Raw genomic sequence first — 15122 nt, 5'->3', positions numbered from 1 at the left:
AAGATACCTATGGCAAAACCAAACATTAAACCAATCGGAGATCGGGTGCTAGTGCAACCGGTTGAAGAAAAGGAAACTAAAAAAGGCGGAATTATTATTCCCGATTCTGCTAAAGAAAAACCAACCGAAGGCAAAATTGTTGCTCTCGGAACCGGGAAACTTGATGAAAGCGGAAAGAAAATTCCATTTGAAGTCAAAGTCGGCGACACTGTGTTAATCAGCAAATATGGTGGCACAGAAGTGAAGTTTGATGATGTGAATTATCTCATCATGCGTGAAGATGATATTTTAGGCATCGTGGCGTAAAGAAAGTTAAACAAAGGAGTAAAATTATATGGCAGCTAAACAAATGTTATTTGATGAAAATGCGCGTCACGCTGTTTTGCGTGGTGTAGAAAAATTGTCCAAAGCCGTAAAGGCAACCCTAGGGCCAAAAGGTCGGAATGTGGTGTTGGATAAAAAATTTGGATCGCCCACGATCACCAAAGACGGTGTAACGGTGGCGAAGGAAATTGAATTGGAAGACCCTTATGAAAATATGGGCGCTCAACTGGTTCGCGAAGTGGCCAGCAAAACGAGCGATGTCGCAGGTGATGGCACTACGACTGCTACGGTTTTGGCAGAAGCGATTTATCGTGAAGGTTTGCGCAATGTGACCGCGGGCGCGAATCCGACTGACATTCAGCGTGGCATTCAAAAAGCGGTAGATGCGATTGTGGATGAACTCGGCAATATCAGCAAGAAAGTCAAAGATAAATCCGAAATTCAACAAGTCGCTACGGTTTCTGCAAACTGGGATAGCACTATTGGTGAAATCATTGCTGATGCGATTGAAAAAGTAGGTAAAGATGGAACGGTAACCGTTGAAGAAGCAAAATCTATCGAAACCACGCTCGATGTGGTGGAAGGTATGCAATTTGATAAAGGTTATCTCTCACCTTACTTCGTCACGAATCCTGAAGAGTTGGAAGCGCAATTGGATAGTCCTTACATTCTCATTTACGAGAAGAAGATTTCCAATTTGAAAGATCTTTTGCCGATTCTCGAAAAAGTGGCAAAGGGCGGACGTCCGCTTCTCATCATTGCTGAAGATGTGGAAGGCGAAGCGTTGGCAACTTTGGTTGTCAATAAATTGCGTGGCACTTTGCAAGTTTGCGCAGTGAAAGCTCCGGGCTTTGGCGATCGTCGCAAAGCGATGTTGGAAGATATCGCGGTTTTGACTGGCGGTAGATGCATCACGGAAGATCTTGGTATTAAGCTCGAAAGCATTTCATTAGAAGATCTCGGACGCGCAAAACGCGTGACGATTGATAAAGAAAATACCACCATCATCGAAGGTGAAGGTAAAAATTCTGATATCAAAGGACGTTGCGAACAGATTCGTCGTCAGATCGAAGAAACCACTTCTGATTATGATCGCGAAAAATTACAAGAACGCTTAGCGAAATTGGCCGGTGGCGTTGCTGTTATCAATGTTGGTGCGGCGACAGAAACCGAGTTGAAAGAAAAGAAAGCTCGTGTGGAAGACGCGCTGCATGCGACTCGCGCTGCTGTGGAAGAAGGCATTGTTCCCGGAGGCGGCGTGGCTTTAATTCGCGCTCAAAAAGCTTTGGATTCCTTGAAAATTAAGGGTGACGAAGCTGTGGGTGTTGAAATTATTCGCCGTGCTATTGAGCAACCTTTGCGTTCTTTGGCAAATAATGCGGGCGTGGAAGGTTCTATTATTGTTGCCGAGGTGAAATCTCGCAAAGGCAACGAAGGCTACAATGTGGCAACAGGTGAATATTCCGACTTAGTGAAAGCCGGTGTTGTCGATCCTACGAAAGTTACCCGTAGCGCGCTACAAAATGCTTCTTCGATTGCTGGACTCTTACTCACCACTGAATGTTTGGTGACCGAAGTGCCAGAAAAAGAAAAGCCAGCTCCTATGCCACCAGGTGGTCCGGGCATGGGTGGTATGGATTACTAAGATAATCTTACTTTTAGCAAAAATGAGAAAGAGCGGATTCAAAAAATCCGCTCTTTTCTTTTATTAAAAATTAAAATTTTGCTTCGTTAAATCTTAGGTTTTCGCCATAGTTATTTATTCATGCAGCCGGAAGATTCCAAGTTGGCTGAAGCGTATGAACAATTGCGCCAGCGTTATCTTGAAAAAAATGAAAAGTTAAGAAAATGGCAACGTCGTCATGATGGAATGGCGACTAGCTTGGAATATCGCTTTGGAAAATTTTTACTGCAACCGGTGCGTTGGTGGCAAAGAACTCAGCAGCGATGGATTCAATCCTTCGCTAAGCGACTTTATCCTCATTTGCAACGGCCTTTTACTCAAAGCAGTCCCAATTCTGGCATTTATCATCGTTGGTGGCTGAAACATCAACCCACTTTGTTGGAACTGGCGTGTTACGAAAAAGAGTCACGTCGCTTTTCTTATCGACCGAAAATAAGCATTCTTTTTCCAGTTTATCGGACGCCCATCCAAGATTTGAGAGCGGCTTTAAATTCGGTGTGTCATCAAATCTATGATAATTGGGAGCTCGTAATAGTCGATGATGCTTCGGGAGATGAAAAATTGTCTCAGGAGCTAAAGTTATGGCTAGAAAAAGAGCGGCGATTCCGTGTGAAGACCTTGGAAAAAAATGCGGGAATTGCTCAAGCCTCTCAACAGGCGCTTACTCTGGCGACAGGAGAATTTGTTGGATTATTGGATCATGATGATGTGCTCGAGCCACATGCATTGTATGAAGTTGTGAAGTTATTAAACCGCGAATCGAATGCGGATATCATTTATTCGGATGAGGATAAAATTAATGAGCAAAATGAATTGGAAAAACCGCATTGGAAACCCGATTGGTCACCGGACACTTTGCTTTCCTGTAATTATCTGTGTCATTTTACGGTGTTGCGAAAAAGTTTATTAAACGAAATAGGAGGATTTCGTAGCGGTTTTGATGGCGCACAAGATTACGATCTCTTTTTAAGGGCCACTGAAAAAACTTCTCAAATTTTTCATATTCCAAAAATTCTTTATCATTGGCGCATTAGTCCTGATTCAACCGCGAGTGACACCGAATCTAAACCTTATGCTGCGTTGGCAGGTCAACGCGCTTTAACCGAAGCTTGTGCGAGAAGACAAATTGTAGGTAACGTGAAAGTTGATTTTGGAACGGTTTATCGCGTGTGCCGAGAAGTGAATCCTTTAAAAAAAGTCACGATCATTATTCCCATGCGGGATGGTGTGGAGTTAACGCACCGATGCGTGGAGAGTTTAGCGCAGAAAACGAACTATCCAAATTATGAAATTGTGATTGTGGATAATGGTAGTGAAACAGCGGAAGCTAAAGATTGGTTAAATAGCATTTCACATCGGGTTTTACGTTATGAAAAACCGTTTAATTATTCAGCCATTAATAACTATGCAGTGGAACAAACTGATGGGGAGTGGTTGCTTTTTCTAAATAATGATACGGAAATTATCGAGCCCGATTGGTTAATGGCGATGGTAGAGCAAGTTCAACGACCGGAAATCGGTGCAGTGGGGGCGCAACTTTTATTTCCTCATAGCACGATTCAGCATGCAGGAATTGTATTAGGTTTGGCGGGTGCAGCGAATCATCCCTTTGCCCAAGAAAAACCAAACCATGCTCGAGAAATTCGTATGATTCGTAATTGGAGTGCTGTGACGGGAGCTTGTTTGATGATGCGTCGCGAAGTATTTCAGAAGGTGGGAGGATTCGATGCGCAGAATTTTCCCATTCATTATAGTGATGTTGATTTGTGTTTACGTATCAGGCAAGCGGGCTTCTGGATTGTCTGCACGCCTTATGCAAAGTTAATACACCATGAATCGGCTTCACGCGGGTATGGCGCTTTAAAAAATATTTCGCAAGGATTCACTCAAAAATGGCAAGCGCTAGTTGAAAATGATCCTTTTTATAATCCCAATTTATCCCGCCAAAAACTGGATTGGAGTTTGAAAGAGACCGAGTAGAATAAATTTTTTATGAAACTTCAGTTTTTCATTACTCGTGCTGGCAACCATTTCATGCAGGAAATTGCTGAGTTTTATGTGCGTGGATTGCAGATAGCGGGTTATGATGCGGAGTTGATTTTGGATCAATTACCGCAGCATAATTCGGAGATAACTTCTATTGTTGTGGCGCCTCATGAATTTTTTCCACTTTTTGTGGAAAAGCAAACAGACGCTTCGGGTTTAAAAAATATAGCGAGTCGAGTTCTTCTACTCAACACTGAACAGCCGGGCACTTCGTGGTTTAAAAAAACAGTCCAGATTGCGGCGCAATCGCGAGGTGTTATTGATTTTAATCAACTTGGTATAGACGCTTTTCACCAGTATGGAGTGCCAGCTTTATATTGGCCGATTCCTTATACGGATTTATTGGAATGTCCGGAGGAATGCAAAAAAGAGATCGATTTTGTGTTTTTAGGATATGCTTCTTCGCGTAGGACTAAATTTTTTGCGAAGCATGCAGAATTTTTTTCGCAGTTTGAAAATCGATTTATTTTTTCCACATTGCAAGAGGTGCGCACCCAAACAACACCTGGATGTTGTTTCGGCGAGGCGAGAAACTGGCTTTTGAAGCGAAGTAAAATTTTGGTTAATATTCACAGTTCAGAAAACCGTTATTTTGAGTGGCATCGCGCTTTGGTTGCGATAGCGAATGGATGTGTTTTTGTGACGGATGAATCGGAGCGTTACGAGCCTTTAATTCATGGTGAACATTTAATGGTGACACCTTATGATCGGTTGCAAGAAGTTTGTGTGGAACTCATTGTTAATAATAAAAAACGTGAAGCCATTCTGCAAGCCGCTTTGGCGAAAGTGAAAGAAGTTTTTTCGCCAGAAATGGTATTTGGTTCTGTTAAGTCACAGATTAAAGAGTTGGTTGATAAACATGATAGTCAACGAAAAAAATTCGCGCTTTCAGAACCGATTGCTTCTGAAAAAAAGAAAATTTTTTTTGATCTAGGTCGTAAAAAGAACGATGCAATAAAACTTATTCCCAAGCGAGATATTAAAATAGCGGAGAAAACTTTTTTGAGTGTGGGTGAGGATCCGCAGTTTCGTTTGCAAAAAAGTGAAGGAAAATGGGAGGAAGGATGGCATGTTTTATCGTTTCAGATGAAGGCTCTCGAAGGGCGCGTTTCTCCAGAGGTTTATGTAACAGCGCGGGGAGATTTTCGCGATAGCGAGCCTATTGCTGTTCGGGAAATTGCTAAAGGTAAATTTCGTCAACTGATTCGTTTAACTTCTAAAACTAAAGAAGTGCGTTTGGATCCCATGTCGGAGGAAGGGGAGTTTGAATTGTCTCGCGTTGATCTAGAGCCTTTGGAAAAAGATGAAAAGGCTGTTTCGTTATTATTGGATTATTTTCAGGATAAATTATCGGAATCGTTGCAATCGCACGATCAATTGCAGGCGCAACGTTTTCATTTTTTATTACAACAGAAGTTAAGTCGTATAGCTGCTTTGCAAGGATTGCAAGGTTGGGAAATTGAAAAGAATGCTGTTTTTGATTCAGTAGCGCCAACTTTGTCGGTAGTGGTAACGCTTTATAATTATGAGGCTTATATTGAAGCATGTTTAACAAGTGTGGATCAATCAACTTTGTCAGGAATAGAAATTATCGTGGTGGACGATGCTTCACAGGATTTAGGGGTGGAACGAGTTTCTACTTGGATGAAAACGGCAAAAGTTTCGTGCGCTTTGGTTAAAAAGGTTTTTAACACGGGGTTGGCCGCAAGTCGAAATCTGGGAATTGAATTAAGTCGCGCGCCTTATGTTTTTATTTTGGATGCGGATAATTATGTTTTTCCGAAAGGATTAGAAAACCTTTATCGTTGGGTGAGAGAAAAAAATTGGAATTTTGGATTTGGAATTTTGCAGCGTTTTGATTCCGATAAGAAACAGGGGATCGGTTTGTTGTCGCATTATGAATGGAACGAAAAACATCTTTTGCAGGAGCCTTATATTGATGCGATGGCTTTATTTAAAAAGGAAGCGCTTTTAGCATGCGAGGGATATCAAATCCATTTGGCTTCGCAAGCCGTGATGGGCTGGGAGGATTATGATTTGTGGCTTCGCCTTTTGGAAAAAGGCTTTCATGGCGGACTTTTTCCCAATTTTGTGGGAGGCTATCGCGTGCATGCAGCTTCGATGATTCGAAAAGCTACGGCCCATTTATCGGAAATTGGAAGCTATTTTCAAAAACGTTATGCGCCTTTAATTGAACGTTGTGGCTTGGAAGGAAAGGCGTTTGGTTGGATAATGGATTAACTATGCAAGTAATGGTTTTAGGCATGCATCGCTCGGGCACTTCGGTGTTGGGCGCTATTTTGGAATTGTTGGGGTTAAGTTGGGGAAAGTCGGAGGAGGGGTTGCCTGCTGATCAAGATAACCCTCGTGGTTACTGGGAACGTCAGGATATTGTAGCTTTGAATGACTTTTTGTTAGAAGGTTGTGAGTCTCGTTGGGATAAGGTTTCTCGTTTTTCTCTGGAGCGATTGAACACAAAAGATCGTGAAATTTTTTATGAACGGGCGAAAGAGATTCTTGGCTGTTTTCCAAGTGATGCAGCGTATTTTATTAAGGATCCACGTTTGTGTTTAACGTGGCGGGAGTGGTTACCTTTGCTATCGAAACCGGTGGGGGTGTTTGTTTATCGCGATCCTTTGCAAGTGGCGCAATCTTTGGCAAAACGTAATGGCATGCCTTTGCCAGTAGGATTGGCGCTATGGCAATTTTACTGGCTACACATGGTGTTAGCCTTATCTCGAATGCCTTGTTTTTTAGTTTATCATGATGAATTGATAAGTAAACCGGTTGAAGTGGTGTATCAACTTTTTCATTTTTTTCAAAACGAAGGATTTTCGAAATTAAAATTGCCCGAAGAAAAATTAATATTGAGTTTGATTGATCCCTCGCTTTTTCGTCATCGCGAAAGCAATGAGTCGCAGATGCGACTTCTTAATAGCGAGCAGGTTCGCTTAAGACAAGATTTTGAGCAGAGAAAAAGTATCATGGATATTTCTTTCGCCGAGTTGTCGGAATGTTCTTGGGAGTGGTTAAAATTTTATGAGGAAACGACTTCGATTCGAGAAAGTTTGGAGAGTCAATTGTGTCAATTGCAAGAAAAGGATAGTGCTTCAAAGAAAGAGTTGGCACGTGTTTTGAGAAAAAATGAATCGTGGATTAAATCATTATATCAGGAGGCAGATCGACTTTTGGATTCTTTGGAGTATCGAGTGGGAGGCGCGATGCTGCTGAAAAGGTTGCGTTTGAAAAAGAGAAAAAAGGGGCATTCTATAGATCAGGTTATGGCTAAATTTCAGGACTTAAAACAAGAACTCAAGAAAAAGGATTAAAAAGTTTGGTAATAAGCAATTTCTTTTTTCAAAAGTAATTGCAGTATTTTTTTGAAAAAAGGATTCAGGGAAACTGCTTGATCGTGAGAAAAAATAATTTTTGATTTGGGGATGAAAGCAGTATCATTAATTCCTAGGAAATAATAAATTTTTTTTAATGTTAGCTCGTGTTGTTGAAGTAAACTTTCATTTTTGAGAATTAAGATTTGAGAGTCAGGGAAAAATTGGCGAAAACGTTCGATTTGTTTACGATAAAAACCTCTGTGTAAATAGGAATGGAGTCGAAGTGAAGAAGTTTCTGAAAGATTATTGCGATCTTTAAAAAGTCGAAACGGCTCGGCAATGCATGCTTGGGTGAATGATAAGGTCTCGTTGCCGCGTTGAAGTTCCATGCGATAATGAGAAATGGCGCGTTGAAGGGGATCGCGCAGCAGAAAAATCAGTTTTATGTTAGGATTATAACGATGAATGCGTTGTGCGATTTGAGGCCAATACATATAGATGGGAGTGGCCTCACCGATTAAAGTCTGACTCTGGTGGTTGGGAAATGCCTTGCTATAGTTCCTTTGCCATTCTTCGACAGTTGTAGCATCTTGAAATTGAGGTGAGTCAAAAAAATGAACCTCCTTTTGAGGTGCTAAACAAATTTCAGGGTGCTGAGAGAGAAAATCAGCGAGTGCAGTAGTGCCTCCCTTTTGAGTGCCCACGATTAAAAAATTAATGCGGGTTGCAAGCAATGGCATAGATTAAAAATCAATATTGTTGCAGTAAAGTTTCGACACTTTCTTTGGAGTAGAAGTCCCAATAAGCTCCAGGCGTAGCGAGCAATCGGTTGGCGAGTTTTTTCATTATTTCCGAATCGTAAAGAGGATTTTTATTTTTGCTTTTTAGTAGTTCAGTGAGATTTTGAGCTTCGGGCACTATTTTTTTTAAGGACTTTCCTTGCGAGGAAACAGTTTCTTCATAGCGCAGAATAGCTTCTTGAGGTAAATGGGTTGCATATTGTTCATAAAACCAGGATAGGAGAAAGAGTTGTCGATCCAAACAATCCTCTCTTTGGCTCAGAGCATGAGCCAGTTCAGTGTTTAGCGCTTCAGCGGCAGGAGCATGTCCTATGTTCACAGGAAGATTAACGCTGTTCCAAGAGGCAAGTACAGAAAGCGGATTACGCATGACAGCAAAACAAGCAAAGTTTTTTTTAAGGTGTGGCAACAAAGCGGTAAAAGCAGCAGGATGTTTGATGATGAGATAAAAATCGGAGTTTAATTTTTTTTCAATAGGGATTTCGCCTCTTTCGGCAATGCTTTGGCGAAGTTCGTTTCCTTTTTTTTCTGAGGCAATTGGGTTATCGGGCACTTTTTGATTGTGATGTTTGGTAATGGCTTTGCCTTCGGTAAGAATCGATTGACGAGTATCGAGAAAAAATTTTTCAATACTATCACAAATAGCCTTGGGTTCCTTGAGTTTAGAAAATTCAAAAACATCAATAGGTTCGTGAAGGGCCACAGTATTGTTAATTTTGTTAAGTAAATGACAGGTAAGGGTAGTGCCGGATCGTGGAATTCCAGTTAGGGTAATGTTGTTCATAATTGGCTCCATAGTTGAGGGATTTGGTTTAGAATATTTAAAAAAACCTCACGCTCTTTAGCAAGGCCATATTGAGCAGCCGTGGCAGTAGCATGGGAAAGCATTTTATTTTTTTGTTCGAGGGTTAGGTTGCACGCTTGAAGAGTGCAGCTTTCCAAGATTTCTTCTTGATAGGGAGGGGAAAAACAGTTTTTAGTATCGTGACAAAAAGAGCGATTTCCAACGCAATCCGGGCAAATGACTAAGGTTTGTAATTTCATGCCTTCGAGAGCAGGCAAATAAAAACCTTCTTCTTGAGTCGGTAAAAACAAAGTAATTTGCGAACGATTGAGGTAATTTAAAAACATTTCTCGTTTGAGCGGTTGTGTTAAAAGTTCGATCGTAGGAAAATTTTTTTCTAATTTTTTTTTGAGACGAATTCCTAGTGGTGCTTGTTTTAAGGCAGCGATGCAAAGCGAGATATCTTTTTTTTCAGATGGTAGAGGTTGAGGTAGTTGGTCAAAATCGAGACCATTTGGAATGGTAAAGCAGGGGCCTTGTATTATCTGAGTTGATTCGATGACTTCTTTTACTTCAGGACTTACACAAATGCGAATTGCTTTACGGTTTAAAAATCGAAAGCGCGGATCAGAGAGATGAGAGTGCCGTGTGTGCTGAATTAAATTAACAATAGGCAAAGAGTTTTTTAAAGTGAAGGAAAGTTGATCTAAAATTTCCCAATCGAGACCAGCTAAAAATAAGGCATCGGGCTTGATTTGATCCAGTGATTCAATAAGGTTCTCTCGTGATTCTTGCCAGGGGTTCGTTTCATTCCAAATGCTATTAGGGGTGAAATAAATATAAGGTTTCCAGTTTGAGCTGTGGTTGACATGGTTAAAATAGTGCCAGACTTTAAGGTGGCCACCTGAAAAAGCCTGAAAATCGCGAAAAAAGAGCATTTTTTTCATTATTTGTAATCATGGCATTGCAACCTGAATTGAAAAGCGTTACTTAAGTAGGAAAATATGCCTATTAAAAATTTGATTTTAGATTGGTCTGGCACGGTGGTGGATGATTTGGAGCCGGTTTGGAAGGCAACGAATGAAATTTTTTTGCATTATCAATTCCCAATTTGGTCTAAGGAAGAATTTAAAGAAAAATTTTATTTACCGTTTACCGAATTTTATAAAGAATATTTGCCGCAGGCGACCTTGCCAGAATTGGATTTTCATTATCATCGCGCCTTCGGTTCGTTGAAAGATGAGATTCCTTTATTGCCTTTTGCGAAAGAGGTTTTGGATTATGCGCAAAGCCAAGACATGAAGATTTTTCTCTTAAGCACGGTACATCATGAATATTGGGAAAAACAGTCGGAGGCGCTCCAGGTAAGGGAATATTTTACACATCCTTATACTAATGCGATTGATAAACGGCAGGTCATTATGACTTTACTGGAGGAGCATCAGTTGGAAGTGCGCGAAACGCTTTATGTCGGGGATATGCAGCATGATATTGAAACAGCGCATTATGCCGGGGTGATTTCTTGTGGTGTGTTAACGGGCTACGATTCTGCGGAAAAATTGAAGAAGATGAAGCCTGAGCTTCTTTTTAATGATATGGCAGGGGTTTTGGGTTACCTTAAGCGACATCGATTGGATGAGGTGGATCATCCTGTTGCGACGGTGGGCGCTTTGATTTTTAATGAGAAAAATGAGGTTCTCATGATTCAGACTTATAAATGGTCTAATTTATGGGGTATTCCGGGAGGGAAAATCAAACGAGGGGAAACGGCTGAGGAAGCCTTAATTCGTGAGGTGAAAGAGGAAACGGGTCTTTTTATTGATGAGATTCGCTATATTCACACTCAAGATTGTATTGATTGTGTGGAATTTTTTAAACCGGCCCATTTTTTATTGATGAATTACACAGCTAAAACGTGCGAAAAAAATGTTGTGTTAAATGATGAGGGATTGGCTTATCAATGGATTCCTTTTGATCAGGTTTTGACCACAGCGACTTTGACATTGAATTCGCCGACTCGGTTGCTCATTGAAACTGTGAAAAAATTAGGAAGTGGTTCGATAAAGTGAGATGAGTTGTTGGACAATTTCAGTGGGCGCTAAATTTTCGACGTTCAAGATATAGTCGGCTTGCTCATAATAGGCCTGTCTTTTTTGCATGAGATTTTTGAGTGTGGCCAAAGGATTTTCAGTTTGGAGTAAAGGACGATGAGAAGTGTGTCGCGTGCGTTCGAACAAAGTCTCTGTCGAAGCGTTCAGGTAGAAAGTAATGCAGTATTTTTTTAACAAATCGCGATTGCGTTTTTCGCAAAAAGTGCCTCCCCCTGTAGCAATAACACAAAGGTTTTTCTGTAAAAGTTCTTGCAAGATTTCATGTTCCAGCTCTCGGAATGCCGCTTCACCTTCTTGTTGAAAAATTTCCGCGATTGTGCAGTGGGCCTTTTTTTCGATCTCTTTATCCAAATCGTAAAAAGTAAGATTCAATTCTTGCGCGGCGCGATAGCCGATTGTGCTTTTGCCGCTTCCCATCATGCCGATGAGAACGATGTTTTTAGTGTTTGGCATAGGAAAGATTTAACCAATAGCGTCCCAGAGAGTTTAGTTGCGATTGATGGAGTTTAGCCCATTGTTTCCAGGTTGTAGGAAAAGTCTGAAAGGCGTCGTGTGTTTCTTTGCGCACATTCCAATCGGGATCATTAAAATATGAAAATAAAATTTGATGTCGATTGAGGAGTTCGGATTGAGCGATGATTTTTACTGCTAGGGTGCGTTCCAGTTCGCGACTACTTTTGAGGTAAGGAAGAATTTTTTTTGCCGTTTGAGATGAGATCGTTTTTTGTTTGGAAAGCGCTAGTAAAGCGCTGGGACGAGTCAGATCACTATGAAGCAAGGGAAAAAAAAGTGAAACATCCAGTGAAGTGCCTTTTTCTCCCAGCCAGTAAGCCGCTAGATTTTGAATAGGCGCATAAGGAGAGTGAATGGCTTGTCGTAGATGGGGCAACCAATCGTCCGGTTTTTCTAAGATTAATTCATCCAGTAAAACACGTGCCATCACATCGCTTCGTAAAACCCAGGGGATAAGTTGAGGATAAGATCGTGCAGGAAGTTTTTTTAATTTTGTCTTGGCTTGTTTGCGTTTTTTAACTTTTTGAGAAGTGTCGCCGTAGCTTGTCGCGGTTTTTAGCCAGCCGCCCAATTTTGGATCACCGCCTGCTTTAAGAATATCGTGTGTGTTGAAAATTTGACCTGTGGGTTGCGACTGTTTAAATTGACCGAGTTGGAACGGATTAAAAATGGAATGGGAATTGGAGCTAAAAGAGTTAGAAACACAAAGAATGGCAAGGCCTAATCTGCCTTGAGTGAGAAAAGGTTGTGATGAATCAAATTGAGAAAATGTGTTATCTCCAAAAATATCAAATAGCAGACCGATACTACCGATTCCCCGTTGAGGAGAAAATCCGCCATAGCCTTGGCCAATAGCCTGTTTTTTATTGCGTAACCAGTAGCGATCGTGTCCTTCGTGATCGTAAAGAATGCCTACAGCATTGTTAATGGCGCAACCTTGTGAGCTGTCGCACGATTCATAATTATCATCGCCGTGACTATCCCAAAGCATGCCTACGGCAAAATCATGAGCGCAACCCTGTGCTAGTCCATTGTCGTTTTTGTAGCGATCATTCCCTTCTTTATCTTTTAATAAACCGGCACTGAGATGGATGCCTGATCCTTGAGCATATTGATAGGATTCATAGCTATCGTCGCCTTGTTCATCGATTAATGCGCCGCAACTATACCAATAGCTACAACCTTGTCCAAAAACATCGCACCAATATTGGTCATTACCGGATTGGTCGTAAAGTATACCAAGTCCGCCTGGAGCAAAAGGGCGATAACCCATACTAAAGCCTTGGCTGAGTGAAAGGGTGCGACTTGGGAAACGATCATAATCAGGATATTTGCCGCCTGCTTTATAATAATCATCACCTTCATAATCTAACAACATGCCCAGGCCATTGACGCCGGCAAAACCTTGTCCTTGTAATGCGACTTGATAGCGATCGTTGCCCGATTCATCTAGAAGCAATCCATAACCAAAAACTCCTGCTCCTTGAGAGAGAGTGTCGCCGCGGTAAAAATCGTCTCCTTCTCTATCGACTAATAATCCCGCGCCAAACAAGCCACATCCTAACGAAGCGTTAAAACTGTAATAATGATCATCGCCAGATTCATCCCAAACCATGCCGACACCAAAAATGCCGCTTGCCGTTTGACCTTGATAAAGATCGTCACCTTGCAAATCGATGACTAATCGAAATGGTTGATTGGCTAAGCCCTGAGCGTAACCGGAATCGACATAAGTGTCATTGCCTCCAAAATCGATGAGAATAGCAGCTTCATTATCATGTTGATGAGGGCCATTTCCCGCAAGATAAAGTGGACCGAGTGGAGTGCGAAAACGCAAGATATCAAAATCGGCCAAAGTGGGATCTTGCTCAAGTAAAAGATTAACCGTTTGCGTGAAATGGTAAATGGCAATTAAAAGTGCGCGACTTTGTTTGCGAAGTAAAACAGGATTAATAGAAAAAGCTGCAGTGAGCTGCGGTTGAATCAAATCAGTTTCTTCTAGCTCCTGCTTATCGATTTGTTCGAGGAGATGAGAAATTTTTTGATCTTTAATCGTTTGTGACCAGATTTTTTTTTGCGTCGGATTTTTTTCCAAGTGAAAATTCTCTACTGCAAAAGCGGCTAAAGCATTTTGTTTTTTGGTTTCAGAAATGGAGTTAAACAAAACTTCCCACTGTTTTTGGCAAGGCCATAATTCATTGAGTAGTTGCGCCAAGGGTTTCACGAGTTTAGGTGACAAAGTTTTTTTAAATTGAGCAGGCAAGCCAAAAGGAAGCGACACAGAGTCAGGAGAAAGAGAGCTGCTTTCCCAGGGAGGCAATTGTAGCTTATTTTCTAAAGATTCTGCGAAAACAGGCAGTTGTAGAGGATCATCCAGTAAGGTTTTTACTAAAGGAGAGAGGTTAGGATCTGGGAGGATATCTTTTTTGAACGTAAAATCATTTTCCGTAAGGCCTGCTTGTGGCAGTGTGCGATACAATTGTTGGCGAAAAGAAAGCGCCGGTTCAGAAAAAAGTGTGATCGGTAAAAGAAGGCAGAAAGCTAACGGGCTAAGTTTGAGGCTAGTTTTTATCCGATTCACAAACATAGACCTTAAGCTTAGTCAAAGGTGTCCATGTGTAAAGGGAGTGTTTAGTATAAGTTTAAATTTAATTCCCTTCAAATTTTGTGTGTGATTCGCGTGTTTAACGGGTTCTTAATTCGAGCGCGTTTTTTGGTAATAAGGCATGACTTCGGGGAGGATTAAACGGATTTGTTCAATGCGTTTTTCATCCGCGGGATGGGTGGAAAGCAAATCAGGAATTTGATTATGTTCGGAAACCTGTTGCATGCGAGTCCAAAATTTTTCGGCTTCTCGAGGATCGTAACCCGCGCGGGCCATGAAAAGTAGCCCCATGCGATCGGCTTCCATTTCGTGGGAGCGGCTGTAAGGGAGAGCAAATCCGTAAACGGCAATATTTTGATAAAGGCCAGAAGAAAGGTTAGAAAATTCTGGCGCTGCCACACCCACGGCAACTCCCAGCGCCATACCTAAACCTTGTAAGATGCCGCGTTGGGTTTGGGCGCGAGCGTGATGACGCGCAACGACATGAGCCATCTCGTGACTTAGCACTGCGGCCAGAGCTGTATCGGTTTGGGCGACGCGAAACATGCCTTCGTGCACACCGACTTTGCCTCCGGGCAAGGCAAAAGCGTTAGGAGAAGCATCGCGAATAACGGCAAATTCCCAGCTATCAATGCCGTTAGGATTAGCACGTAAGAGTCGATTCATCACGCGTCGGACAGTGGCTTGCTTAGCGCTATCTGAGCTCGTGCCCACTTTTTGTTTTACGGCTTGAAAAATAGCTTCGCCTTGTTGTTCTTCTTGAGGAGTTGCATGGACTTCTCGATAATCTTTTTCCGCGACAGCGCCTAGTTTCTTGGGTCCTGTGGAAGCACAACCAGCGATAAGCAATCCGCTTATTGCTAAGACAAAAATGGAATGAAAAATTTTTTGAAACATAATAAATCAATTTAAAGTCAAAACTT

12 protein-coding genes are annotated in these 15122 nt (G+C 41.6%); 6 read left to right on the top strand and 6 right to left on the bottom strand.

Going from position 1 to position 15122, the window contains the following annotated elements; genetic code table 11:
• The first annotated feature begins 9 nt into the window (after positions 1-9).
• The 5 genes from groES (at position 10) to K1X66_01160 (ending at position 7383) form a co-directional block, all read left to right on the top strand.
• A complete protein-coding gene (gene groES / locus K1X66_01180; protein MBX7156987.1) occupies positions 10-306 on the top strand; it encodes a co-chaperone GroES in 297 nt (98 codons plus the stop codon).
• Between the two features lie 28 nt (positions 307-334).
• Positions 335-1969, top strand: a complete 1635-nt coding sequence (groL, locus tag K1X66_01175) for a chaperonin GroEL (protein ID MBX7156986.1) — start codon at positions 335-337, stop codon at positions 1967-1969.
• 120 nt (positions 1970-2089) lie between these two features.
• On the top strand, positions 2090-3988 hold the full coding sequence (locus K1X66_01170; GenBank protein MBX7156985.1) for a glycosyltransferase family 2 protein: 1899 nt from the start codon (positions 2090-2092) through the stop codon (positions 3986-3988).
• A gap of 12 nt (positions 3989-4000) precedes the next feature.
• On the top strand, positions 4001-6295 hold the full coding sequence (locus K1X66_01165; GenBank protein ID MBX7156984.1) for a glycosyltransferase family 2 protein: 2295 nt from the start codon (positions 4001-4003) through the stop codon (positions 6293-6295).
• A 2-nt stretch (positions 6296-6297) separates the two neighbouring features.
• Complete coding sequence (locus K1X66_01160) at positions 6298-7383, top strand: hypothetical protein (protein ID MBX7156983.1); 1086 nt, start codon at positions 6298-6300, stop codon at positions 7381-7383.
• Here K1X66_01160 and K1X66_01155 read toward each other — a convergent pair.
• The 3 genes from K1X66_01155 to K1X66_01145 are packed head-to-tail and all read right to left on the bottom strand — an operon-like array spanning position 7380 to position 9917.
• Positions 7380-8126 carry a sulfotransferase domain-containing protein gene (locus K1X66_01155; protein ID MBX7156982.1) on the bottom strand — a complete coding sequence of 249 codons (747 nt, stop codon included), beginning with the start codon at positions 8124-8126 and terminating at the stop codon, positions 7380-7382. The genes K1X66_01160 and K1X66_01155 overlap by 4 nt on opposite strands.
• A 10-nt stretch (positions 8127-8136) precedes the next feature.
• On the bottom strand, positions 8137-8970 hold the full coding sequence (locus K1X66_01150; protein MBX7156981.1) for a sulfotransferase: 834 nt from the start codon (positions 8968-8970) through the stop codon (positions 8137-8139).
• Positions 8967-9917 (bottom strand): glycosyltransferase family 1 protein, encoded by a 951-nt coding sequence (locus tag K1X66_01145; GenBank protein MBX7156980.1) that lies wholly within the window; start codon positions 9915-9917, stop codon positions 8967-8969. Before K1X66_01145 ends, K1X66_01150 begins: the two co-directional genes overlap by 4 nt.
• A gap of 57 nt (positions 9918-9974) precedes the next feature.
• Here K1X66_01145 and K1X66_01140 point away from each other — a divergent pair, with 57 nt between their 5' ends.
• Complete coding sequence (locus K1X66_01140) at positions 9975-11039, top strand: NUDIX domain-containing protein (protein MBX7156979.1); 1065 nt, start codon at positions 9975-9977, stop codon at positions 11037-11039.
• On the opposite strand, the gene K1X66_01135 is transcribed toward K1X66_01140, so the two are convergent.
• From K1X66_01135 to K1X66_01125, 3 genes are all read right to left on the bottom strand, one after another.
• The gene (locus tag K1X66_01135; protein ID MBX7156978.1) at positions 11016-11534 is read right to left on the bottom strand and encodes a shikimate kinase; all 519 of its coding nucleotides are present in this window, start codon (positions 11532-11534) and stop codon (positions 11016-11018) included. The two genes, K1X66_01140 and K1X66_01135, sit on opposite strands and share 24 nt — an antisense overlap.
• Positions 11521-14175: a hypothetical protein gene (locus K1X66_01130; protein ID MBX7156977.1), complete on the bottom strand. Its 2655-nt coding sequence runs from the start codon at positions 14173-14175 to the stop codon at positions 11521-11523. Before K1X66_01130 ends, K1X66_01135 begins: the two co-directional genes overlap by 14 nt.
• Positions 14176-14289: 114 nt before the next feature.
• Positions 14290-15096 carry a M48 family metallopeptidase gene (locus K1X66_01125; GenBank protein ID MBX7156976.1) on the bottom strand — a complete coding sequence of 269 codons (807 nt, stop codon included), beginning with the start codon at positions 15094-15096 and terminating at the stop codon, positions 14290-14292.
• Between the last annotated feature and the right edge of the window lie 26 nt (positions 15097-15122).

It is taken from the genome of Verrucomicrobiia bacterium (genome assembly GCA_019694135.1).
In the GTDB taxonomy this organism is placed as follows: domain Bacteria; phylum Verrucomicrobiota; class Verrucomicrobiia; order JADLBR01; family JAIBCM01; genus JAIBCM01.
This window is presented reverse-complemented; position numbering and strand designations above follow the sequence as displayed.

Excerpts from the sequence above, each read along its gene's own strand:
- K1X66_01140 (MBX7156979.1), top strand. The coding sequence starts at position 9,975 with ATGCCTATTAAAAATTTGATTTTAGATTGGTCTGGCACGGTGGTGGAT.
- K1X66_01165 (MBX7156984.1), top strand. The coding sequence starts at position 4,001 with ATGAAACTTCAGTTTTTCATTACTCGTGCTGGCAACCATTTCATGCAG.
- K1X66_01170 (MBX7156985.1), top strand. The coding sequence starts at position 2,090 with ATGCAGCCGGAAGATTCCAAGTTGGCTGAAGCGTATGAACAATTGCGC.
- K1X66_01150 (MBX7156981.1), bottom strand. The coding sequence starts at position 8,970 with ATGAACAACATTACCCTAACTGGAATTCCACGATCCGGCACTACCCTT.
- K1X66_01160 (MBX7156983.1), top strand. The coding sequence starts at position 6,298 with ATGCAAGTAATGGTTTTAGGCATGCATCGCTCGGGCACTTCGGTGTTG.
- K1X66_01125 (MBX7156976.1), bottom strand. The coding sequence starts at position 15,096 with ATGTTTCAAAAAATTTTTCATTCCATTTTTGTCTTAGCAATAAGCGGA.
- K1X66_01145 (MBX7156980.1), bottom strand. The coding sequence starts at position 9,917 with ATGAAAAAAATGCTCTTTTTTCGCGATTTTCAGGCTTTTTCAGGTGGC.
- K1X66_01135 (MBX7156978.1), bottom strand. The coding sequence starts at position 11,534 with ATGCCAAACACTAAAAACATCGTTCTCATCGGCATGATGGGAAGCGGC.
- K1X66_01155 (MBX7156982.1), bottom strand. The coding sequence starts at position 8,126 with ATGCCATTGCTTGCAACCCGCATTAATTTTTTAATCGTGGGCACTCAA.
- groL (MBX7156986.1), top strand. The coding sequence starts at position 335 with ATGGCAGCTAAACAAATGTTATTTGATGAAAATGCGCGTCACGCTGTT.
- groES (MBX7156987.1), top strand. The coding sequence starts at position 10 with ATGGCAAAACCAAACATTAAACCAATCGGAGATCGGGTGCTAGTGCAA.